Consider the following 22,708-nt stretch of genomic DNA (forward strand, 5'->3'; position numbering starts at 1 on the left):
CTGAAAAATGGATTTTTCGGAATATCATTTGTGTTATTTGTTGAACAAGCCTAAACGTCACCGTTTGCCCGGCATCCGCGTATTGTCCCGCGGCTTGTTGGAGGACGGTCTTTGCTTGGATGTCATCACCGGAACACGGAATAACACCCCGGCCATCGCCTTTGCATTAAAAGGTATAAATGGCCACATGTAAGACGAGTTATTCGAACGGCGCAAAGTCAGCAGCACGATAAACGAAGTTATCCCAATGACAAATCCAGGGGCGCCAAAGATCGCCACCGCCACCAGCAATGCGAGCCGCACCACACGATTGGCGAGACCCAGCTCATAGCTTGGCGTCGCAAACATCCCGATCGCGGCCACTGCCATATACAAGACTACCTCGTTAACGAAAAGCCCTGTCTGGACGGCGATATCCCCGATCAAGATGGCGGCAATCAAGCCCATCGCTGACGCAAGAGGCGTCGGCGTATGCACGGCCGCCATCCGCATGAGATCGACGCCGAACTCCACCAACAGGAACTGAGCGATTAGCGGGATTTTTCCCTGCTCCTGGGGTCCGATGAAGGCGAGTCCCGCCGGCTTGAACTCCGGATGGACGACGACCAGAAGCCAGATTGGAAGCAGGAAGAGCGAGGCGAATATGCCAAAGAAGCGCACCCAACGCAGATAAGTCCCCATAAACGGGGTTTGCCGGTTCTCCTCTGCATGCTGACACAGATCAAAGAAAGTCGTCGGCAATATCATCACGCTGGGCGACGTATCCACGAACACAACAACCCGGCCTTCCAGCAGATGCGATGCAACGACGTCCGGACGCTCCGAGTAACGCACCAGCGGGTACGGGTTCCAGCCCCTGTGAATGATCGCCTCCTCCAGTTGCTTATCCGCCAGGGGAATGCCGTCAATGTTGACCGCTTTGATCTTTTCGCGGATGGAATCGACCTGCGTTTTATCCACGATATCATCGATGTAGGCGATACACACGTCGGTACGGGTTCGACGGCCTACACTAACCATCTCTAATTTAAGCCCTGGATCGCGCAACCGGCGGCGGACCAAGGTAATATTGGTAACCAGCGTCTCCGTGAATCCGTCCCGTGCGCCCCTTACGACGCGCTCCAAAGACGGCTCCTCCGGGCTGCGGACCGGGTACTGCCGGGTATCCATCATCAGCGCCGTTTGCTCGCCTTCGATGAACAGAGCGCTCATGCCGGTTAACGTTTTGTTGATGGCATCGCTCAGCTTCTCCGTTTTTTCCACCTGAATATGAGGGATATAAAGTTCGAAAAAGGATCGAAGCGCCCCGGTTGTCAGATCTTCAGGCGTCAGATAGGTCAGTCGCTTGAGGATTTCCTGCATGGCGTCGGTTCGGGCAAACCCGTTGATGAAGACGAGGCAGGTACGTTTACCGCCAAAGGTCATGTCGCGAAACACGACGTCAAAACTTTCCCCCAGTCCGACGACTTCCTTCAACGTATGTTTCGTAGTCGTCAAGCTGCGGCTGATCGCATCGCTTTGCTGCCAATAGATCACCGACTCCTCCACATTATCGGATCTCTCCGCTTCGCGTTTCCGTTTGATCGCCTCGTCTTCCGGATAGTTCTCCTGCAGAAAATTCTCCTCATCCTCGGGTACGAAGTCCGGAATCGCCTGCGGCCGATCCTTCCCTTCCTGCGTTGACTCTTGCGTATCCTGGTCCATCCAACATCAACCTCCGTTTCTTCGAGTTCACGGTCTATAAATAAACCATTCGTACAAGGAGCCCGCCATTTTGCCAAATACCATTGCGAGCAAAAAGCCAAACAGATACCGCTGCATATGCAACCTTTTGGCCAAAATCGGCAGCACGTTCAGCACTTCGGTCAAAGCAGCTGCCAGCATACCGACGAATACGCCGTTAAACAAGCCGACAATGCCGGTCGCCAGCCACGGCCCAGTCACCCGCCAATTCCAGAAGTCCGCCACTGTACCCACCACGGCCCCCGCAATCATCGCCCCTTCATACCAGTGCACCTTGTCGTAAGAATTCGTCACCTGGGCCAGGCGCGGAATCATGTCCAGCACGATGAACAAAGCGATCACGCCGCCACCCACGGCAATGCCGCCAGCCAGGCCGAGGAATACTGCCAACCCCGCGGCGATGGGAGACATCAGGACCGCTCCGCCGGCGATTCGGCATGGTTCATCTTTTTGTACTCTTCAGCGACAACGTATTGATTAAGGTTCTCCTGGTAGAGGAACATCTCAACTTCTAAAGGGGTCGGCTCCTCATTCCATTTTTTTCTGAACAAATGGTTAAAAAATACGATCATCCCAAAGCCGATGCCCACGGAATAGGCACCTTGAAACAGATAGGGGTGCTCGTCCTTCTCGCCGGTGATCATCTCGACGATTCGCACCTGTACCTCCGGCATGCTGACGTCGGCGTGGAAATTCATGATGGTCAGGGCCGCCCCGAAGAAGAGCAGCAGCCAGACCAAGGCGAACAACAGCGGAGACGGTTTCTTCTCGGGTTTGATCATTTCAACGAGAACATGCGGTTCACCAAGCAATTCGACACGTTGCCCCGGGAATTCGGCTTGAATGGCCGAGATGACTTGCAGCATATCAATGACGATCAAATTACCGTCGCGATGCTCCGGCCGGACCAGCTCCAGCTGAAGCAGCTTGGCTTCCAGCTCCGGCTCCGCCAGGACGCGGGCTACGTCTCGCAGCCGGATCGGTACCCCGGCGGGAAGCCCGACCTGCTTGCGCAGACGCAAATAGACGATGGAAGCGGAATCCTTATCCATGCTAACCACCCTTCCACTAGCGTATTGCCCATAGTATGCCAAGCGAGGAGGGGCTTTACTCTTGATGATAAATTTGCGGCAACAAAAAAAGCATGGGGAGATACCCCCATGCTTTTCCCGTTCTGGTTGCTCCGGAATTACAGCGATACGGCTGTGTCCAGCGCCACTTCCATCATTTGCTTAAACGTGGTTTGCCGTTCCTCGGCCGACGTCTCCTCGCCGGTCAGCAAATGATCGCTGACGGTCAGAATCGTCAACGCTCTCGCACCGTATTTGGCGGCCAACGTGTAGAGCGCTGTCGTCTCCATCTCGACCCCAAGCACCCCGTATTTCATCAGCAATTGGGTTACGCTCGTATCGTCACGGTAGAACATGTCCGAGCTGAAAATGTTACCCACATGCAGCTTGAGCCCTTTTTCCACGCCACGCTCATAGGCCGCCTTCAACAGCTCGAAGCTGGCAATCGGCGCAAAATCGTACCCGCTGAAGACATGGCGATTCATGCTTGAATCGGTACAGGAGGCTTGAGCCAAAATAACGTCCCGTACGCGAACATGCTGCTGCATGCCTCCGCAAGTTCCGACGCGAATCAGGTTTTTGACGCCGTATTCTTTCATCAATTCATTCACGTAGATCGAAATCGACGGAACGCCCATGCCGGTCCCCTGTACGGAAATCCGTTTTCCTTGATAGGTACCGGTGAATCCAAGCATCCCGCGCACCTCGTTATAGCAAATGACATCGCTCAAATACGTTTCCGCAATAAATTTAGCTCGGAGCGGATCCCCCGGCAGCAGGATCGTTTCGGCAATATCTCCCGGTTTAGCTGCGATATGTACACTCATGTTCTGGTATCTCCCTTGCTAACATTTTTGGTATGGCTGCTACTCTCTTATTATATAGGATGCGACAACCAACGTATATGGATGCAAACGATGCAAAGAGATCTGATGGCGTAAAAAAACCCTTCGGTTCCAGCGGCTTCCTGAATGCCGCCTCTGCCCGAAGGGGTGAATGCATGTCAGATCATTGCGCGATCTGGTCGCGAATGCTCTGTAATATTTTCTTCTCCAGCCTGGATACTTGGACTTGAGAGATGCCCAGCCGGCTCGCCACTTCCGACTGGGTCTGGTCGCGGTAGTACCTAAGATAGACGATCAGGCGCTCTCGATCGGTCAAGCCATCGATCGCTTCGTGCAGCGCCAGCTTGTCGAACCAGCGCTCCTGGGATTCATCGGCGATTTGATCCATCAGCGTGATCGGGTCGCCGTCATTTTCAAACACCGTTTCATGAATGGACGCCGGCGGCTTATTCGCCTCCTGGGCAAACACAACGTCCTCGGGCGTAACCCCCAGCTCCTCGGCAACTTCCTTGACGGTCGGAAGCCGACCCAGCAGCTTGGACAATTCATCCTTCTTCTTGCGAACCTTGTTCGCCATTTCCTTCAGTGAACGGCTGACCTTCAGCGTCCCGTCGTCGCGCAGGAAACGCTGAATTTCCCCGATGATCATCGGCACCGCATACGTAGAAAACTTCACATCATAGCTGAGATCAAACTTGTCCACCGACTTAAGCAGGCCGATACAGCCGATTTGAAACAAATCCTCGGGTTCGTATCCCCGATTCATAAACCGCTGCACGACGGACCAGACAAGCCGAATGTTGCAGTTTACCAGACGGTCTCTGGCAGCGTTGTCCCCGGATTGACTCAGGGCGATCAACCGTTTCACTTCCGTGTCGTCCAAAAACTCTCTCGAGATTTGCTTCACTTCGGCATCCATAGATCCAACCCCTAATTGTATAAAGCTTTCTTGGATACAATCCTTTTCTTCATCCGAATGCGCGTGCCCCCGCCCATCTCGCTGATCACGTCGAATTCGTCCATGAAATTCTCCATGATCGTAAAGCCCATGCCGGAACGTTCCAGTTCAGGCTTCGACGTATAAAGCGGCTGTTTCGCCAACTCCACATCCTCAATGCCACGGCCTTGATCCTCAATGATCAAAGTTACCGTGTCTCCTTCAATTTCAGCGGAAATGGAGACGACCCCTTCGGGGTTCCCATCATATCCGTGGATAATGGAATTCGTGACCGCCTCTGACACCACCGTCTTCAAGTCGGTGATCTCATCCATCGTTGGATCCAGCTGGGAGACGAACGCGGCGACGGTCACTCGGGCAAACGATTCATTTTCGGACTTTGCGGCAAACTTGAGAGACATAAAATTTCCGGCTTGATTCGCTTGGGTACTCACAGGGCCACCTCCAGATCCGTCAGCGCCGTATCCTCGTTTTCGAAGATGGACATGATCTTAAACAATCCCGACATTTCCAGAAGCCGATATACCGGCGGGTTGACGTCGCATACGACCATCTTCCCGCCCTTTTGCTTGATCAGCTTATATCTTCCGAGGATCACTCCGATACCGGAGCTATCCATAAACTGCAGCGACTTCAGGCTTAATACGAGATTGCGGCAGTTTCCACGGGCGATTTCTTCATCCATCCGCATGCGGACGTCGTCCGCCGTGTGATGGTCTAGTTCCCCGCTCAAGCGCACGATTAACGTTTCGCGGTGTTTTTCCATTTCCACTTGCAAATTCACGTCTGTTCACTCTCCTCCCTGACATGAACACAACAATTCTAGATTTCCGGTCCGGATTCCTGCCGACTGACAAAACTAGAAGAAAAGCCCTATGAATCTACAAAAAACAAGTGTGCCGCCGTCCGTTTAAATAACGTCCACCAGCCGGCTTTATCGATATCGTTAGGTGCGGTTAGTTCGAATTCGGTCAGCACGCGGCCATCCTGATACACCACCAATTTGCCGACGGATTGACCCGATTTGATCGGAGCTGCGAGTTTTTCCGGTGCGATGAGCTTATGGGTGATGCTGTCCTGCTTCACGCCTTTTTTAACCAGAACGTTAAACGGCTTCGAAGCGGCCAGTTCCAACTGGGCGCTCATCCCTTTCTGTACCTTCACCTTGCCGATCGTTTCACCCGCTTGATAAATCGGCAGCAGCGCGTATTGCGAGAAGGCATAATCGAACATGGCCGATACTTCGCTGTTCCGCGTTTTTGTGTTTGGCTCCCCAAGTACCACGGCGATCAAACGCAGCCCGTCGCGTTTTGCGGTGGCGGCCAGGCAGAACTTCGCTTCCGACGTATAGCCGGTTTTCAGACCGTCGGCTCCGCTGTAGAAACGAACTAGCTTGTTCGTGTTAACGAGCCAGAACGGTTTCTCCGACCCCTGCCGCAAGTAATCCTGGTAAGCGCCGGTATATTTCGTGATTCCCTCATGCTTCAGCAGCTCCCGGCTCATGACGGCAATATCGTGGGCCGAGCTATAGTGATCGGCCACCGGCAAGCCGTTGCAGTTGGCAAAATGCGTGTCCTTCAGCCCGAGCGACTGTGCCCGCTCATTCATCATTTTCACGAACGCTTTCTCGGAACCGGCAAGCTTCTCTGCCAGTGCTACGGATGCGTCGTTCCCAGAAGCCATGGCAACGCCCTTCAGCAGCTCATCGACCGTCATCGCTTCCCCCGGCTCCAGAAAGATCTGCGACCCGCCCATAGACGCCGCATACTCGCTGGCGGTGACCTTGTCGTTCAACTTCAGCGTGCCGTTATCGATCGCTTCCATCGTCAGCAGCATCGTCATGATTTTAGTAATGCTGGCCGGGGGCAGCTTCTCGTGGCTCTTTTTCTCGTAAATGATCGTACCCGTATCGGCATCGATTAATACGGCGGACAGTGCATTTTCCGCCAACGCGATTTCATCATCCCCCACATGCGGTCCACCATGTTCCGCGCTGGTGTAAGTCGGCCATACCGAAACGGCCAAAACGAACGCGGCAAACCAGATCAACACCCGTCTTTTCAAGATTCGTCCTCCTTTAGACATAAGTCTGGATTCTGCTAACCTAGTATCGGCATGAAAGTGGGATAATATTCCTGCGCAAAAAAGAAAAAACGCCTTTCGGCGTTTGATTTTGTGGCATATTGAGAATAAGGGACATAAGTGGCCTTTAAGGCCTAATATTACCGCTATTTCACACGATCCCATGATTCTTACCTCTGGACCGCGGCGACTTAACCGCACTAGCTTAGAACCGCTTGACCCCATCCGGCGTCACCAGCGCGAAAACCAGCGGCCGTCTCGGCACCTTCGTTCCGGAGATGCCGTAAGCATTTAAGATGCGCCGTTCCGCTTCCGCGCGGCCCGTTTCATGGCTAGGGTTGAAATGGAGCACGGCCAGCGTTTCGCCGACTTCAACCGGATCGCCGATCTTTTTGCGCAGCTCCACCCCGGCCGCCAGATCGATGACAGAATCCTTCGTTTCCCGGCCAGCGCCCAGCATCATGGCGGCGATGCCGATCTCTTCCGCCTGGATCGATTCCACGAACCCGCTCGCGCTCGCCTTCACGTCCACCTTCAGCTCTGCCGTCGGCAGCAGCTCCGGATGGTCGATCTGCTCCGTGTTCCCGCCTTGCGCGGCGACCATCTGCTTCAGCTTCTCCAGGGCTTCGCCGCTATCGATCTGCGCAGTCAGCATGGCATGTGCTTCTTCTTCATCGGAAGCTTTGCCGCCGAGTATCAGCATATGCGAGGCCAAGATCAGGCAAACTTCCTCCAGATCCGCCGGCCCTTCCCCTCGCAGCGTCGCGACGGCTTCCTGGATCTCCAGCGCATTGCCGATCGCGTGGCCTAACGGTTGGTCCATGTCACTGATCACTGCGACCGTACGGCGACCGACCTGCGTACCGATATCGACCATCGCCTTAGCCAGGCGGATCGAGTCCTCCAGCGTCTTCATGAACGCGCCGCTGCCGGTCTTCACGTCAAGCACGATCGCATCTGCGCCGGCTGCGATCTTCTTGCTCATGACACTGCTGGCAATCAGCGGAATGGAATCTACCGTTGCAGTCACATCCCGCAGCGCATACAGCTTCTTATCGGCTGGCGTCATATTGCCGCTTTGGCCGACGACCGCCAGGCCGATTTCGTTAACCTGACGGAAGAACTGTTCCTTCCCAAGCTCCACGGAGAATCCGGAGATCGCTTCCAGCTTGTCAATCGTCCCGCCGGTATGGCCCAGGCCCCGGCCTGACATCTTCGCCACCGGCACGCCGGCAGCCGCCACAAGAGGTCCGAGTACCACGGTCGTTTTGTCGCCGACCCCGCCAGTTGAGTGCTTATCGACCTTGATGCCATGAATGGAGCCGAGGTCAATCGTATCTCCGGAACCGGCCATGGCTAACGTCAGGTCGGCTGTTTCCCGGGCAGTCATCCCTTGATAAAAAACGGCCATCGCCCAAGCAGACATTTGGTAGTCGGGAATCTGCCCTTCGCTGTACCCTTTCACCAAGAAGACGATCTCTTCGCTCGTCAACTCTTGGCCGTCTCTTTTTTTACGGATCAGATCTACCGCTCTCATCGCTCCTTACCTCCGTTCCTTAAGCTTCTCCGATTTGTGGGATAATGGACAACACGAGGCTCAGAAACTTCTCTCTAACGCGCTCGGTTGTTTCCATAACCTCCTGGTGGGATAACGGCTGGTCCAAAATGCCGGAAGCCATGTTACTGATGCAGGAGATGCCCAACACTTCAATGCCCGCATGCCGGGCCACGATCGTCTCGGAGACGGTGGACATCCCCACAGCGTCCGCGCCAAGAGTCCGAAGCATCCGGATTTCCGCCGGCGTTTCATAAGTTGGGCCTAGTAAACCGGCATAAACGCCCTCTTGCAACGGCACCCCTTTGTCTGCGGCTATCTTCCGAGCGATGTCACGCAATCGGCGGCTATACGCCTGAGACATGTCCGGGAAGCGGGCTCCGAGTTCCTCGTCATTTGGTCCAACCAAAGGATTTCTCCCGGTCAGATTCAGATGGTCGGAAATCAACATCAAATCCCCCGGGTGATAAGACGTGTTCACCCCGCCTGCAGCGTTCGTGACGAGCAGCGTAGAAACACCAAGCTCTTTCATGACCCGTACCGGGAATGCGGTCATTTCAGGACCATATCCTTCGTACATGTGGAAACGTCCTTTCATAAGCACAACGGCCGTGCCTTGCACCGTGCCGATCAACAGTTCGCCGGCATGGCCTTCCACCGTCGACTGCGGAAAAAACGGGATATCGCGGTAGTCGATGCTAACCGGCTGCTCGATGTGGTCGGCCAAAACGCCTAATCCGGAACCCAGAATTAATCCTACCTTCGGCGTAAGCGCCGACCGGGAACGGATATATTCCGCCGCCTCCCGGATCATACCAATGGTCAATGTAGTCGTCATCTCAAAAATCCTCCAAGTCCAAAATAAAAGCTCGCTTTTTGGAACTACCTCTCTTAGATAAGTTCGTGTAAAAAGCTCTTGCCGTGCTCGGTCGCGTGTACCCCGAAATTGTCAGCGATCGTCGCTGCCAAATCCGCATAAGTAGCTCTGACGCCTAGGCTGCCCGGTTGGTTCAGGCTTGGCCCATAAACGAGCAACGGCACGTATTCACGCGTATGGTCCGTTCCGGCATGAATCGGATCATTGCCATGATCGGCTGTAATAACCAACAGGTCGTTCTCGCCCACATTCTTCAGCAAATCCGGCAACGCAGCGTCAAATTCCTCCAGGGCGCGCGCGTAACCTTGAGGGTCGCGACGATGACCGTATAAGGAATCGAAATCAACAAGATTCGTGAACAGCATCCCAGAGAAATCCTGGCCGATCCGGTTCAAGGTCTCCTCAATCCCGTGCTGATTGCTCTTCGTCGGATACGAAGCGGTAATGCCTTCTCCGGAGAAAATATCGTTGATCTTCCCGACAGAAACAACTTCCTTGCCGGCGTTTTTCAGCGCGTTCAGTACGGTGGGTTCCGGCGGTTTCACCGCGTAATCATGGCGGTTTGGCGTACGCTGGAAGTTGCCCGGCTGACCGACAAACGGACGGGCGATGACGCGCCCGACGAAATGCTCCGGCTCAAGCGTCAACCGACGGGCGATTTCACAGGCCCGGTACAGCTCCGGCAGAGGAATGACTTCTTCATGGGCGGCGATTTGGAATACGCTATCGGCCGAGGTGTATACGATCCAGTTGCCGGTCTTCATATGCTCTTCCCCAAGCTCTACCAAAATTTCCGTGCCCGAAGCCGGCTTGTTCCCGATGATTTTGCGGCCCGTTTCTTGCTCGAAGCGAGCGATCAAATCGCGCGGAAAGCCATTGGGGTACGTTTGGAACGGCGTTTCGGTCTTCAGTCCCATCAGCTCCCAGTGACCGGTCATTGTATCCTTTCCCGAGGAAATCTCGGCCATCTTACCGAAATAAGCCGTCGGTTCAGCCACCGGGCTCAAATTCGGCAGCTCCGCAATATTACCTAATCCTAATTTTTGCAGGTTTGGCAGCTTAGTACCGGGCACAGTTTGCAGAATATGCCCAAGCGTATGAGCACCCTCATCGCCAAATTGTTTCGCGTCCGGCAGCTCGCCGATCCCCACGCTGTCGAGGACGATGACGGTCATTTTTCTAAAACGATTCCCGTTTTGCATCTTCTATCACTCCTTTAATCTATGCAGCTATAGTTATCCCTTGCCTGAAGGGAAAACATTCTGCCTGTCCTTTGGTGAACCATCATCTGTGGTCTCCGGCGCCTCCGGCTCGCGTTTGGCCCGAGGATGAAAGGCGTCGTAGACCGTTTTCAAATTGGTCTTGGAACGGCTTACGTACATTTGAATCGTCGAGGCGTCGGCATGCCCTAACAGCTCCTGCACCGACCCTACGTCCGCCCCCCGTTCCAGCAGGTGAACGGCGAAGGAATGACGTAGGGTATGGGGCGTGATGTCCGCCGAGATCCCGGCCTCCTGGCCGTATCTCTTGATCAACTTCCAAAAGCCCTGGCGACTGATCCGCCCGCCCCGGCGATTGGGGAACAAGGCAGGGTTGTCCTGCTCGTTCGGGATCAAATGGGTTCGTCCTTCCCTCAAATACCGATCCAACCATTCCGACGTGACCCCGCCAAACGGAATGATTCGCTCCTTGCCCCGTTCGCCTGAGCAGCGGAGAAACTGGAGTTCCAGATTTACGTCTGCCGTATTCAACGAGATCAGCTCCGAAACACGGATGCCGGTTGCATAAAGCAGCTCCAACATCGCCTTGTCCCGAAGTCCCAGTTGGGTATCCGGCCGGGGCGTCTCAAGCAGCCGTTCCGTCTCCTCCACCGTCAGCGTTTGCGGGAGTTTCTTCTCCGCTTTCGGCACCTCCAGCATCACGAAGGGATTCTGGTCAATCCGTCGTTCCCGCAATAAATACAAAAAAAAGGCTCGAAGGGTCACGGACACCCGCTGAATCGTCGCCGGAGCTTTACCTTGTTCTTTCAGATAAGCAAAATAGAGCAGAATTCCCGCGCGGGTGACTTGGCGATATTCGTCGATCTGCTTGTCCTGTAAATAAGTTATGTACTGCTTCAGATCCCGTGAATAGGATGCCTGAGTCGCCTCGCTTAACCCTCGCTGCTCGGCCAAAAATGAAATAAAAGAGGCCGCATCCCGTTCCATGCGTTGCGCCTCCTTTCTCAGTTGTCCACAAGCCATATTTTCAACCATTCGCCTTGATACTAATTCCACATCAAGCCGTTCATTCCCTGCTGCTCCTGCCGATCAACTACTCTCCATACCAGAAAAATAGCTTCAGCCGCTCCGTCATCATCTCCATCTCCGCGCTTCCCGGTACCCCTTCACGAAACACCTTAACCGCGGAGCCCTCGGGGACGCGGTACTTGTCCTCGCGAAACACGTAATCATCCAGCAGCCCCAGCGCTCTATACAAAGTATACGCAAGTACGACGAAAAGGATCAAATATTTCCCCGATCTCAGCCATTTTCGAAGTGAAATCACCATAGACAGTCCCCATCCTCTCAATCGTTCCTCCAGCGTCCGAGCCTTGCTTGGACACCCTATGTATTCAGTATATAAAGAGGGACAGGGGAGTATGCGGGATTGCCTCAATCGGCCCATACGGCCTTCGCATTCGCGCAGGCAACGTAAAAAGCTCCCTACGGCAGGGCCGTAAAGAGCTCGGCTTAATCATCCTATTTCTTATTGCCATTTCCCGGAGAGTCGTTGTTCTTGTCCTTGCATCGGTAACAAATGCCCTGAAAATCCAACCGGTGGTCGAGCACCGTAAAGTTGAATTCCTTCTCCAAGCGTTCCTCGAGCGGTCCAAGCCAATCCTCGCGGATTTCATCCATTGCCCCGCATTGAACGCAGATCAAATGGTGGTGATGATGTTTTGTCGTATCGGTACGCAGGTCGTACCGGGCTACTCCGTCACCGAAGTTGATCTTCTCCACGACATGAAGCTCGCTGAGCAGTTCCAACGTTCGATAGACCGTGGCCAGGCCGATTTCCGGCGCCTTGTCCTTCACGAGCATGAAAACATCTTCCGCACTGAGATGATCGTCTTCATTTTCGAGCAATACGCGTACCGTGGCTTCCCGCTGGGGCGTCAATTTGTAACCGTGGGATTGTAACTGCTGTTTGATTTTTTCGATCTTTGCTTCCATGTTATCCCTCCCCCAGCCCTTGCCGCACATCCAAAAAAAGTTCTATAACCACTTCTTTCATTATAGGGGGAGTTATTCAACAAAGTCAAACATTTTGGTAGAGTCGCTTTCGTTCTGCAAGACCAAACAGAGGCCCGCACATTTACGCAATCAAAAGATAAAAAATCAAGAACTTCTTCGTGGATTTTCGTTCAGTTCATATTCACTTTTTGATCAATTTCAAAATACAATTTCTTTCTTATTTACCTTCATGCCGGACAGCGACCGATCAAACATGTCAAGAATAAATAGGAATCGCTCTGCCTCCCGAAAAACGTGATCCGCTAGCAAAGGGTGAATGATACTTTTGATTCGGCACTCTTCAATTAGGTCACGCGCAGTTTTTTTAAAATCGCGCAGAGATGTAACTGAAACGCGGTTTTCATCAACAAATTGACTTAAAAGTGGATGAGTCTGCGACTCGGGGCGCATAGAACTTAAATCAATAGCCTGATACATCAGCGTATCGAATTCATGGCTAAACTCCCTTGCCTGTTCCACCAATTTTCGTTCAGATGGGTCAAGCAGATGGCCTATAAACTTTGCGTGATCTGCCATGATTTTAAGAAAAAAGATATTTTCATCGATAATCGCATCAGCTAATGGTTCAAGCCTCCCGTTATTGAGTTCCTCCAATCTGTTGCTGAAATACCTTGCTTCCCGGCTGACATGATCGACAAGCAGAGGGAAATTGTTTCCGCCCGGAAGTTTGCACCGCAATATTAGCCCGAGTACCTTCCTCTTGAATGCCCAGATGTGAGTAGCAGCATGGTAAACTTCCGAATTGAACTGTCTGATGGTTTGGGGGTCAGTATCTGCTTGAAAAGAATGGGCTCTTCTTTCTATATCCTCGAAGATCGTATAAAATTGATTTGCCTCATTAATTAGTTGGGTGTCTTCGCATCTAAAACCCAGTTTAAGGAACAAAGAATGTTCTTTCATAATGCGTGACCAAAAACGCACCTCGTCCAATGATCGTACAACAAAAGGATCTGACAACAATATCCCTCCATCCAAAATTCTTAAAAAATTTATCGTTCAAATTGACCTACTAACAGAGTTTATGGGAATGGCATGTTTCAATATGCTATCGAATAAAAAAGAGCGGCCAAAGACAGTAGATTGCTGCTCTTTTTAACACTCCGCGTTGTCCTGTTCAACACCCCCCATGAGTTTAAGCCCGTTGTATACGTTCAAGCGCTCACGAACATTTTGTTCCCTCAACGGTCACATTACGAAGAAAATGAAAAAGGATGCCTCCGAGAAAGTGAAAATCCACTTTGGAAACATCCTGAACGATGTCAATTTGCCGTAAATGTGATTTTTTTGTAATTTTACGCCTTTAGCAACAACCGGGAAAGCGGGAATTTCAATATACAAGCCCCATTTCACGCAATCAAAGGCGTAACCCAGCCCATCATAACCGGGGTCACCCAGGTTTCGAATGAGGAAACGGCGAGCAGCACCGCGGCCATGGCCAGCGTCAGCCCCGTGTAGGAGAGGAACGGACGAGTGGCCTGACCTGTGCGGCTCATGAGAACACGCGAGCGAATAATATTTAATGAGAAGCCGACAGCCGCCACACTGGCAATCAGCAACGCTGGAATCACGATCAGATTATGCGGGGCAACTGAGACCAGGGCAAACAGCAGTCCCTTCCAAGTATATTGGCCGACCAAGCAGCCGACCGTGAAGCCGATCAGCACCCCTTTTAGGAAATCAAGGATCAGGATGCCCGGTAACCCGATGACGGACAAGCCGAGCAGCCAGATCAAACCAAGCCATTTCAAATGCAAGGCGGCCACGTCCCAAAAGGCCTGCGTCTGAAACTCCACACCGCCCTCGTTTATCGACAGAAAAAAGTCACCCAAATAACGGGAGATATCCTGTTGTTGTTCCAAAGTGAGTGCATTTACCATCAAGGCACCGAATACGACGCCCATCAAAAACAGCACGGAAACAAAAACATAAAGCGGCGTTTGATCTTTGAGCGCATGGCGAATGGGATGCAGCATCGAATTTTGCCTCCTAGCTTGTTCTTTAGGGTCTTATCCTAAACTATGAACAAGCCTGCCCGCCTATGACTGCTTCTTTCCTAGAGGGTTTTCGACAGATTCGGATTTCTTCACTTTGCCGTAAATCCCGCCGCCTCCCGCACTTAACTCCAGTCTGCCGCTTCGTGCCAAAACAATCCGTTCGGCCAACTCTGCCCCTGCCACTTCCGCTAACTGAGCTACCGGCACGTGATGCAAAATGTTCATCTCCGTGCCGAACTTATCGAGAAGCAACTCCAATTTCGCGGGACCTAGACCTGGGATGAACTCCAGCGGAACCTGGTAATGATACGGCGGGCGATGAGACGGTACCTTTGGCTCCATTCGATCCGCAATCGAGCGGATGCGGTCCAGCACCCCCCGAACCAACTTCGGGCTGCCGCAATAAGGACAGCGTTCCACGGCAACTTCCGCCTCATCGATGATGTAGTTACAGTTGCTGCAATACGTTCGATGATATTTGCCAAGGCGCGGATTCAGCCCGTAATTGCCGGCCACCAACCGCCCCTCCTCACGTCGCAATGCCTTCGTGAACTCGAGATAACTTGCTTCCTTAAGCCGCAACTCGTTATATTCCCGGCCGATTTTGCCCAGGGAATGCGCATCCGAATTCGTTAAAATTGTATAAGGGTCCAACTCGCTGATCAACCCAGCCATATCGGTATCGGCGCTGAGTCCAAGTTCCACCGCGCTGATTAGGGAAAGATCCAGCACATCGGACATGCGTGGTGCACAACTGCCATAAATGCTGCGATGCGGCGTGAAAATATGGGCAGGAATGATCATGCCTCCCCGTGCGTAAACCTCCTCCTGCAGGGTTCGGGCCGGTGCGTATACCCGCTGCGAGCTAAGACCGACGTTCTTCATTCTGGGCTTAAGCCAGTCGGTGAAGCCACGGATCAGCTCCAAATGGGGGAAGAAGGCTAATAGATGCGCCGGACCCATACCTGGCTCACGAATTTCCAGCTCGCTGCCAAGCAGAATCGTCGTCCCCTGATAGGCAATTCCCCCGTCTTTTAGTTCTTGCATTTCGCCCCGCTTCAGACACAACTCGATGTCCTCCTGCACCCCGGGTGCATGGCAGTCAATGATGCCTACAAGACCGATTCCCTTACGCAGCGCCGCCTCCTTCGCGATCCCGGCAAAGGTCAGGTTACGGCTGCCGCTGATCTTGACCGGGTCCCCCCGTCCGGTTCGACCAATGTGGATGTGCAAATCCGCAAAGACGGTTGTCAGCCGATCCGAGGCTACATCGGATTGTTGGCTCATACCTCTACTCCCACCGAACCCCGGATGCTCCAGAGCTGCCAAATATACACTGCCAGGATCGTTTTGGCGTCGGCAATTCGCCCTTCGGCAATCAGGTCGAGCGCCTCTTCCAACGTCGCCTCCTGGACTTCGATGAATTCGTCCTCATCCAGTGACATTTCCCCGGCACTCAACTGCTCGGCAAGATAAAGATGAATGACTTCATCCGCGAACCCCGGTGAGGTATAGAACGAATGCAAATGCGTCAGTTTATCGCAACGATAGCCGGTCTCTTCCTGAAGCTCGCGAACTGCCGCTTCCGCAGGGTCTTCCCCCTTCTCCAACTTGCCGGCCGGAATCTCCAATTCACAGCGGCCCATCGCCTGACGGAATTGGTCGACCAGCAGCAGGCGCCCCTCACGTACCGCCAGCACGGCAACCGCGCCCGGATGCCTAACGATTTCGCGTTGCGCCATCACTCCATCCGGAAGCTTTACCGTATCGATCTGCAGGGAAATCACTTTTCCGCTAAACACCGGCTCCGTAGAAACCGTAGTTTCGATTAACTTATCGTTTGCTGCCATCCTGATTCCTCCTTCATTATGCAAAAGATCTCCTCATCCATTCATAACTTGTCCATGCCGGACATATGGTGTTATTATACCAAACCTGTTCGGAAAGGAGCCCCCTTATGAAAAGCTATTTTGCGATGGATCGCATACGCGCCCAAGGAAAAGGCTGGCAAATCCGCATCCTGTTGTCCCAATGGATGAAAGAAGCAGGTCCCGACGCCAAAATCTCAGATCTCATCCAATCCTATAAAACTAGTTATTCAGTCACGGTTATTCCGGTTAATATAAGGAGGGGGTGAATTATGCGTAGTCCTACCGGACAACCTCAAAATATGGGTAAACTCGTAGAAATGATTCAAAACGCCGTAACGACCGGACGCCTTGATGTCGCCGAACAGCTGGCAGGGCAAACCGATCTTTATTTACTTAGCGAACTGGTACAATCTTTATATAAAGAGGGGTATGTCACTTTAGCCAAAGAAAGGCTGTTAAAGATAGAACCTCGCATCCTTCGCGAACCCTCCCCCCCATTTTTAGAGCTTAGCTTGATTTGGGCGGAAATCTGCTACGATGAGAGGCGGTATGACGAAGCAGCCCCTATCTTTGAAGCGATTGCCGAGCGGCATCCCGATTTCGCTGCGGCCCGTTTTGGTGCGGCCTCCTGTTACATACAGCAGGCCATCGTCAATTTAGAGCGAAGAATCCAGCTGTATCATCCGACCAAATTGGAGCAGGAGAAAATCTGTAAATATCTAGATGACTTTCACCAGGCCTTGCGTCTCATACAGACCTCAGGCTGGCATACTGAATGGAACCAGGGGCAGATTCGTCAATACCCGGCGAGATCGGCCAGCTTATTGCATTAACAAAATAAAATGCCCGGTGCACCTCCCGCACCGGGCATTTTATCTATCCTCGATACCGCTTAGGAGGATACGGATTGACGGACGATTTCCAGCGCAAACTGCGCCGTCTTGACGATATCGTCCTTCTTGATTCTTTCGTTCGTCGTGTGGATGTCCTCATAGCCAATAGCCAAATTCAAGGTTGGAACCCCTAGGCGATTAAATACATTCGCGTCGCTGCCGCCGCCAGTCGTAAACGTCGTGCCCGACAGTCCAAGCGCAGAGGCCGCTTGCTTAGCGATTCGCAGCACGGGAGCCTCCTCGGGAATTCGGAACGCATGATATAGCACCTCGCTGCGGAATTCTCCTTTGGCCCCGAAGTCGCGGCATGCCGATTCCACCGCTTCCTTCATTTCTTCCAGTTGCTTGTCGACTTTCTCCTGGGACATGCTGCGCGCTTCACCGTATAAAGTGACATGGTCAGGTACGATGTTGGTAGCGCCGCCGCCTTCGAATTTTCCAATATTGGCGGTCGTTTCTTGGTCGATCCGTCCCAATTTCATCCGAGCCAACGCTTTGCCCGCCACCTGGATCGCGCTGATGCCATCCTCGGGATTCACCCCAGCATGGGCAGCTTTGCCATAAATTTCGATTTCCACACGAGCCTGCGTAGGCGCGCCAATACAGATCGTTCCTACTTCACCGTTCGTATCGATTGCAAACCCGAACTTGGCGTCCAGGTAGCGCGATTCCAATGCCCGCGCACCGCGCAAGCTTGATTCCTCACCGACTGAAATCACGAACTGGATCTGGCCGTGCGGGATTTGTTTCTCCTGAAGAACCTGAATAAGTTCCAACAACACCGCAACCCCCGCTTTGTCATCAGCCCCTAGGATGGTCGTGCCGTCGCTGCGAATCCATCCGTCCTCGCCGACCACCGGTCTGATCCCCTTGCCCGGGGTGACCGTATCCATATGACAGGTGAACAAGAAAGGTTCAGCGGATACCCCCTCACTGGCTTTCAAAGTGGCAATCAGGTTCCCGGCGCCATGCCCCGTCTCCGCCTGCGAATCGTCCTCAACGACATCCAATCCCAACTCGCTGAATTTGCGTTTTAGTACATCGGCAATCTGGCGCTCATGTTTCGTTTCGCTGTCGATCTGCACCAGTTCCAAAAATTGTCCGATGATGCGTTCCTCGTGAATCATTGGACTTTCCTCACTTTCTTCGATACGATAATAGAGATGATCATAATCTACGTTTAAGCAAAAGGAGTTACCGTTATGCGTAAAAATCGAATGAGAATCGTCGTTTTATTGATGTTGTTTGCCATGCTAGCTTCGACGCTGATCGCTTTTCTGGAGCCTTTCTTCATTCGCTAGCCCTGCCATGGGGGCATGGCTGCTTCGTCATGAATAGATGACTTTTGAACTACCTCTTTACGCCGTAGTCCAAGCCCCCGAACGCTCAAATACTGCGTTAAATTTCGGAACGATGTCCCTCGCGACTTGTTCTACCGTAAACGAGCGACCCGTTACATCCTCCAGTGAGGTGACCCCGTATTCTTGAATTCCGCAAGGAATGATTCCGCCGAAGCCTTCCTCTTGAATACCGGACTTGACGTTAAATGCAAACCCATGGCTCGTAATGAAGCCTTTTTGGTGCCTGCTTTTGTTAAATTTCACACCGATGGCACAAATTTTCACATCATTGACCCATACCCCGGTATACTCTGGTTTACGCGACCCTTCTATACCGAAACCGGCAATATAATCGATAATGACCTGCTCCAGTTGGCGCAGGTAACCGTGCAAATCCAGTTCACGTCCGGCCCCCAGCCGAAGCAGGGGATAACCGACAAGCTGGCCGGGGCCATGGTATGTAATATCTCCGCCGCGGTCGATTTCAAACACCGCAATGCCCCGATCCTTCAGTTGCTCTGCGCTGAGTAACAGATGCTCGGGATGACGCTGGGAGCCGATGGTATAGGTCGGCGGATGCTGCAACAGCAGCAGGTGTTCTCCCTGCTGCTGCGCATCCATTTCTTTGATGAGCCGTTTCTGCAAATCCCAGGCTTCCCCATATTCCATCATCGGATAATAGCGTACTGTCAAGCCCTCGTTCATCGCAATCTCGCCTCGATCCTCTCTTTACGCTCAATAAACCTGCGTTTCCGAATTGTAGCTTTCCATTTTTTCCTTCACCCGCTGCATAAAGCGACCGCAAATGACCCCGTCCAGGATCCGGTGATCTAATGACAAGCAGAGATTGGCCATCGAACGGACGGCAATCATGTCGTTAATGACAACCGGTCTTTTGACGATAGATTCAAACGTTAAGATGGCGGCTTGCGGATAATTGATAATCGGTTGCGTCAAGATCGAGCCAAAGGAACCGGTATTGTTAACCGTAAACGTCCCGCCTTGCATGTCATCCAGCTTCAGCTTGCCGGAACGAACCTTCGATGCCAGCTCCTCGATTTCCCGCGCCAAGCCGGCGATATTTTTCTGGTCGGCCTTTTTGATGACCGGCGTCAGCACCGAGTCCTCGGTCCCGACAGCCAGGGAAATGTTGATATCGCGCTTGACGATGATTTTGTCTACCGCCCACACCGAGTTCATGATCGGATAATCCTTGATGGCTCCCACAACCGCCTTCAACAGGAAAGCCAGATACGTCAGATTGACGCCTTCCTTCTGCATAAATTCCTGCTTGATCTTGTTGCGCAGTTGCACCAGGTTGGTGACATCGACTTCGATCATCATCCAACCGTGTGGAATCTCCGACACGCTTTGGCGCATCCGGGTCGCAATCGTGTTACGAATCGGGGTCACGTCGATAAAATACTCAGAACGGTCGCCCCCCTCCACTTCAATGGTCGGGATCGGAGGGTTTTCCGTCAGGTGCAAGCCAGAATGGCGTACCGGCCCGGCAGCTGCGTTCAGCCCGCCTGAGATGGCGTTCTGCGGCGCCGCTGTAGCGATAGGCGCTGCCTGTGGCTGTACGGGCTTCGCGGCGGCTGTTGACGTGGCTGCTGGAGCAGCTGGCGCAGCAACAGCACCACGACCGCCCTGCTCGATATAGGCCAAGACGTCCTTGCGCGTGATCCGCCCGCCAAGCCCGGTGCCGACGATTTGCCGCAGATCCAGGCCATGCTGGGCGGCAAGCGTCTGTACCGCCGGCGAGTACCGGCTGCGCTGCGACTCGTCAAGCTGCTCAGCCGTGCCTATCATCCCCGCCTCAGGGCTGACAGCCGCGGGTGCGTCTTGACCGTTAGCCGTTATCTCATCCGCGTTCGCCGTCTCGATCCGGCAGATTACGGCACCGACCTGAACCTCCTCCCCTTCCTCGGCCAGCAGCTCGCCCATCACGCCGTCCAAGGTCGAAGGAATTTCCGCATTCACTTTATCTGTGATGACTTCGAGAATAGGTTCGTATTGCTCAACCGGATCACCCGGCTTCTTTAACCACTTCCCGATGGTTGCCGACACGAGCGATTCGGCGAGCTGGGGCAAATGTACGTCAATCAATGTTTTATTGGATGGCATCGGTATACTCACTCCCAATTAATAAAGCGCCAATTGAAGCATCGCTTCTTTGACCTTATCTTTGCTAAGCATAAAAAATTTCTCCATCGGCGGACTGATCGGCATTGCCGGAACGTCCGGGCCGCATAACCGCGCGATCGGCGCATCCATTTCAAACAGGCACTCCTCGGAGATAATCGCCGAGACCTCAGCGCCAATCCCACCGGTCTTATTATCTTCATGAACGATCAACACCTTCCCCGTCTTCCGGGCTGCTTCCACGATCGCTTCGCGGTCCAGGGGCTGCAGCGTACGCAAATCGAGAATATGAGAGCTGATCCCCTGCTCCGCAGCTAGTTCTTCCGCGGCTTGCATCGCAAAATGCAGCGGCAAGCTGTAACTGATAACCGTAATATCGCTGCCTTCGCGAAGCAGGTTTGCCTTGCCGATCGGTACCACGTAATCGTCCTCCGGCACATCCTCTTTGATCAGCTTGTAGCATTTTTTGTTCTCAAAGAATAACACCGGATCAGGGTCGCGGATCGCCGCCTTCAACAAGCCTTTGGCATCATAAGCCGAATAGGGGGCAACGATCTTAAGCCCTGGCGTGCCGAAGAAGATCGATTCCGGACACTGGGAATGGTACAATCCGCCAAAGATCCCGCCGCCAATTGGGGCGCGAACGACGACAGGGCAATTCCAATCGTTGTTGGAGCGGTAGCGGATTTTGGCCGCTTCGCTAATGATCTGGTTGGTAGCAGGTAACATAAAGTCCGAATACTGCATTTCCGCGATCGGTTTCAGCCCATACATCGCTGCCCCAATCGCAACCCCGGCGATTGCCGATTCGGCGAGCGGGGTGTCGATGACGCGCATTTCCCCAAATTGCTCCTGCAGACCTTTTGTCGTCGTGAAGACGCCGCCTTTGACACCGACGTCTTCCCCCAGCACAAATACGCTCTCGTCCCGCTCCATTTCTTCCTTCATCGCAAGACGAATCGCGTCGATATATTCCATCACCGGCATAATTATTGACCCTCCCCTTCGCTGGCATACACGTGCAGCAGTGTGTCCTCCGGTTTCGGGAAAGGCGCGTTATCTGCCGCTTCCACGGCTTCTTTCAGTTGCCCATGGATCTCCTTCGACAGCCTTTCATCCTGCTCTTCGCTCCACAGACCGGTTTCGATCAGATAAGATTTCATTTTCGGAATTCCGTCTTTTTTCCAATTCTCATCGACTTCTTCCTTTGTCCGATACGCCAAGTCATTGTCCGAAGTAGAGTGTGGAGACAACCGGTACATCATCGCTTCGACCAGCGTAGGACCTTCGCCGCGGACGGCACGTTCCCGCGCTTCCTTCACGACCCGATACACTTCGAGCGCATCGTTGCCATCTACGCGAATCCCCGGAAAACCGTAGCCTTGAGCCCGGTCGCAAACGCGCCCGCCCAATTGCTTCTTCACAGGAACGGAAATGGCGTATTGGTTATTTTCGCACATGAAAATCACCGGCAGTTTCTGAACCCCGGCGAAGTTCAAGCCTTCATGAAAATCGCCCTGGTTGCTGGAGCCTTCGCCAAATGTAACGAAGGAAACGATGTCCTTCTTTTGCATTTTCGCGGCCAAAGCCACGCCCACCGCATGGGGTACCTGGGTGGTTACCGGACTAGAGCCGGTCACAATACGCAGCCGTTTGCTGCCGAAATGCCCCGGCATTTGCCGGCCGCCGCTGTTGGGGTCGTCCGCTTTAGCGAACGCAGAGAGCATCAGTTCCGTCAGCGACATACCGGCCGCCAGCACAAATCCGTAGTCGCGGTAGTACGGCAGGAAGTAATCGCGCTGACGGTCTAACGCGAAAGCCGCGGCAACCTGCGCTGTCTCCTGACCGACCCCGGACACGTGGAAATTGATTTTTCCTGCCCGCTGCAGCAGCAGGTTTCGCTCGTCGAATTTGCGCGCAATCACCATATATCTGTACATCTCAACGACTTCAGCATCCGTTAATCCGAGCTGCTTATGTTTGGATTCAGTTTGAACAATACTTTTCGCATTCATGGGAGTTACCTCCTTCGATTGGGG

The 22,708-nt window shown here is 53.2% G+C and carries 26 protein-coding genes; 3 read left to right on the plus strand and 23 right to left on the minus strand.

Annotated features, from left to right (window positions below; genetic code table 11):
• Positions 1 to 57: 57 nt before the first annotated feature.
• The 18 genes from IM700_RS07785 to IM700_RS07870 all read right to left on the minus strand — a co-directional run bounded on the left by IM700_RS07785 (position 58) and on the right by IM700_RS07870 (position 16,270).
• A complete protein-coding gene (locus tag IM700_RS07785) occupies positions 58 to 1,704 on the minus strand; it encodes a spore germination protein (RefSeq protein ID WP_193415952.1) in 1,647 nt (548 codons plus the stop codon).
• Positions 1,705 to 1,731: 27 nt separating this feature from the next.
• Positions 1,732 to 2,154 (minus strand): stage V sporulation protein AB, encoded by a 423-nt coding sequence (locus IM700_RS07790; RefSeq protein WP_155605408.1) that lies wholly within the window; start codon positions 2,152 to 2,154, stop codon positions 1,732 to 1,734.
• Positions 2,154 to 2,795, minus strand: coding sequence for a stage V sporulation protein AA (locus IM700_RS07795; RefSeq protein WP_155605409.1), 642 nt, complete (start codon positions 2,793 to 2,795; stop codon positions 2,154 to 2,156). The genes IM700_RS07790 and IM700_RS07795 overlap by 1 nt, the downstream gene beginning before the upstream one ends.
• A gap of 137 nt (positions 2,796 to 2,932) precedes the next feature.
• Complete coding sequence (gene deoD / locus IM700_RS07800) at positions 2,933 to 3,640, minus strand: purine-nucleoside phosphorylase (protein ID WP_193415951.1); 708 nt, start codon at positions 3,638 to 3,640, stop codon at positions 2,933 to 2,935.
• Positions 3,641 to 3,821: 181 nt separating this feature from the next.
• On the minus strand, positions 3,822 to 4,577 hold the full coding sequence (gene sigF / locus IM700_RS07805; protein WP_155605411.1) for an RNA polymerase sporulation sigma factor SigF: 756 nt from the start codon (positions 4,575 to 4,577) through the stop codon (positions 3,822 to 3,824).
• Between the two features lie 11 nt (positions 4,578 to 4,588).
• Positions 4,589 to 5,017 carry an anti-sigma F factor gene (gene spoIIAB / locus IM700_RS07810; protein WP_059044801.1) on the minus strand — a complete coding sequence of 143 codons (429 nt, stop codon included), beginning with the start codon at positions 5,015 to 5,017 and terminating at the stop codon, positions 4,589 to 4,591.
• A 29-nt stretch (positions 5,018 to 5,046) separates the two neighbouring features.
• On the minus strand, positions 5,047 to 5,400 hold the full coding sequence (gene spoIIAA, locus IM700_RS07815) for an anti-sigma F factor antagonist (RefSeq protein WP_193415950.1): 354 nt from the start codon (positions 5,398 to 5,400) through the stop codon (positions 5,047 to 5,049).
• A gap of 89 nt (positions 5,401 to 5,489) precedes the next feature.
• Positions 5,490 to 6,680 carry a D-alanyl-D-alanine carboxypeptidase family protein gene (locus IM700_RS07820; protein ID WP_155605412.1) on the minus strand — a complete coding sequence of 397 codons (1,191 nt, stop codon included), beginning with the start codon at positions 6,678 to 6,680 and terminating at the stop codon, positions 5,490 to 5,492.
• A gap of 223 nt (positions 6,681 to 6,903) precedes the next feature.
• The gene (locus tag IM700_RS07825) at positions 6,904 to 8,235 is read right to left on the minus strand and encodes a pyrimidine-nucleoside phosphorylase (protein WP_155605413.1); all 1,332 of its coding nucleotides are present in this window, start codon (positions 8,233 to 8,235) and stop codon (positions 6,904 to 6,906) included.
• Positions 8,236 to 8,254: 19 nt separating this feature from the next.
• Positions 8,255 to 9,091, minus strand: a complete 837-nt coding sequence (locus tag IM700_RS07830) for a purine-nucleoside phosphorylase (protein ID WP_193415949.1) — start codon at positions 9,089 to 9,091, stop codon at positions 8,255 to 8,257.
• 53 nt (positions 9,092 to 9,144) lie between these two features.
• Positions 9,145 to 10,332, minus strand: coding sequence for a phosphopentomutase (gene deoB / locus IM700_RS07835; RefSeq protein WP_155605415.1), 1,188 nt, complete (start codon positions 10,330 to 10,332; stop codon positions 9,145 to 9,147).
• Positions 10,333 to 10,365: 33 nt separating this feature from the next.
• Positions 10,366 to 11,337 carry a site-specific tyrosine recombinase XerD gene (gene xerD, locus IM700_RS07840; RefSeq protein WP_193415948.1) on the minus strand — a complete coding sequence of 324 codons (972 nt, stop codon included), beginning with the start codon at positions 11,335 to 11,337 and terminating at the stop codon, positions 10,366 to 10,368.
• 106 nt (positions 11,338 to 11,443) lie between these two features.
• Positions 11,444 to 11,701 carry a DUF4227 family protein gene (locus IM700_RS07845; RefSeq protein WP_239483694.1) on the minus strand — a complete coding sequence of 86 codons (258 nt, stop codon included), beginning with the start codon at positions 11,699 to 11,701 and terminating at the stop codon, positions 11,444 to 11,446.
• 170 nt (positions 11,702 to 11,871) lie between these two features.
• Positions 11,872 to 12,345, minus strand: coding sequence for a ferric iron uptake transcriptional regulator (fur, locus tag IM700_RS07850; protein WP_155605418.1), 474 nt, complete (start codon positions 12,343 to 12,345; stop codon positions 11,872 to 11,874).
• A 219-nt stretch (positions 12,346 to 12,564) separates the two neighbouring features.
• Entirely contained in the window at positions 12,565 to 13,383 is an 819-nt protein-coding gene (locus tag IM700_RS07855; RefSeq protein ID WP_193415947.1) for a DUF2935 domain-containing protein, read from the minus strand.
• Positions 13,384 to 13,772: 389 nt separating this feature from the next.
• A complete protein-coding gene (gene spoIIM / locus IM700_RS07860) occupies positions 13,773 to 14,399 on the minus strand; it encodes a stage II sporulation protein M (RefSeq protein WP_155605419.1) in 627 nt (208 codons plus the stop codon).
• A 63-nt stretch (positions 14,400 to 14,462) separates the two neighbouring features.
• Positions 14,463 to 15,707, minus strand: a complete 1,245-nt coding sequence (locus tag IM700_RS07865; RefSeq protein ID WP_193415946.1) for an endonuclease Q family protein — start codon at positions 15,705 to 15,707, stop codon at positions 14,463 to 14,465.
• A complete protein-coding gene (locus tag IM700_RS07870) occupies positions 15,704 to 16,270 on the minus strand; it encodes an NUDIX hydrolase (protein WP_155605421.1) in 567 nt (188 codons plus the stop codon). The genes IM700_RS07865 and IM700_RS07870 overlap by 4 nt, the downstream gene beginning before the upstream one ends.
• Before the next feature lie 107 nt (positions 16,271 to 16,377).
• On the opposite strand from IM700_RS07870, the gene IM700_RS07875 reads away from it, so the two are divergent.
• Entirely contained in the window at positions 16,378 to 16,557 is a 180-nt protein-coding gene (locus IM700_RS07875; protein WP_155605422.1) for a Z-ring formation inhibitor MciZ, read from the plus strand.
• A 3-nt stretch (positions 16,558 to 16,560) separates the two neighbouring features.
• Positions 16,561 to 17,124, plus strand: a complete 564-nt coding sequence (locus IM700_RS07880; protein WP_155605423.1) for a tetratricopeptide repeat protein — start codon at positions 16,561 to 16,563, stop codon at positions 17,122 to 17,124.
• 59 nt (positions 17,125 to 17,183) lie between these two features.
• On the opposite strand, the gene IM700_RS07885 is transcribed toward IM700_RS07880, so the two are convergent.
• On the minus strand, positions 17,184 to 18,311 hold the full coding sequence (locus tag IM700_RS07885; RefSeq protein ID WP_193415945.1) for a M20/M25/M40 family metallo-hydrolase: 1,128 nt from the start codon (positions 18,309 to 18,311) through the stop codon (positions 17,184 to 17,186).
• 75 nt (positions 18,312 to 18,386) lie between these two features.
• On the opposite strand from IM700_RS07885, the gene prli42 reads away from it, so the two are divergent.
• Positions 18,387 to 18,485 (plus strand): stressosome-associated protein Prli42, encoded by a 99-nt coding sequence (gene prli42 / locus IM700_RS07890; protein WP_155605425.1) that lies wholly within the window; start codon positions 18,387 to 18,389, stop codon positions 18,483 to 18,485.
• 57 nt (positions 18,486 to 18,542) lie between these two features.
• Here prli42 and lipB read toward each other — a convergent pair whose 3' ends face one another.
• From lipB to IM700_RS07910, 4 genes are read right to left on the minus strand one after another with little or no spacing between them, the layout of a single operon-like run.
• The gene (gene lipB / locus IM700_RS07895; RefSeq protein ID WP_193415944.1) at positions 18,543 to 19,229 is read right to left on the minus strand and encodes a lipoyl(octanoyl) transferase LipB; all 687 of its coding nucleotides are present in this window, start codon (positions 19,227 to 19,229) and stop codon (positions 18,543 to 18,545) included.
• Between the two features lie 30 nt (positions 19,230 to 19,259).
• Positions 19,260 to 20,651: a dihydrolipoamide acetyltransferase family protein gene (locus IM700_RS07900; protein ID WP_193415943.1), complete on the minus strand. Its 1,392-nt coding sequence runs from the start codon at positions 20,649 to 20,651 to the stop codon at positions 19,260 to 19,262.
• Positions 20,652 to 20,669: 18 nt separating this feature from the next.
• Positions 20,670 to 21,656 carry an alpha-ketoacid dehydrogenase subunit beta gene (locus IM700_RS07905; protein ID WP_193415942.1) on the minus strand — a complete coding sequence of 329 codons (987 nt, stop codon included), beginning with the start codon at positions 21,654 to 21,656 and terminating at the stop codon, positions 20,670 to 20,672.
• 2 nt (positions 21,657 to 21,658) lie between these two features.
• Positions 21,659 to 22,684 (minus strand): thiamine pyrophosphate-dependent dehydrogenase E1 component subunit alpha, encoded by a 1,026-nt coding sequence (locus IM700_RS07910; protein ID WP_155605429.1) that lies wholly within the window; start codon positions 22,682 to 22,684, stop codon positions 21,659 to 21,661.
• Between the last annotated feature and the right edge of the window lie 24 nt (positions 22,685 to 22,708).

This window comes from Paenibacillus rhizolycopersici (genome assembly GCF_014947195.2).
In the GTDB taxonomy this organism is placed as follows: Bacteria; Bacillota; Bacilli; order Paenibacillales; family Paenibacillaceae; genus Fontibacillus; species Fontibacillus rhizolycopersici.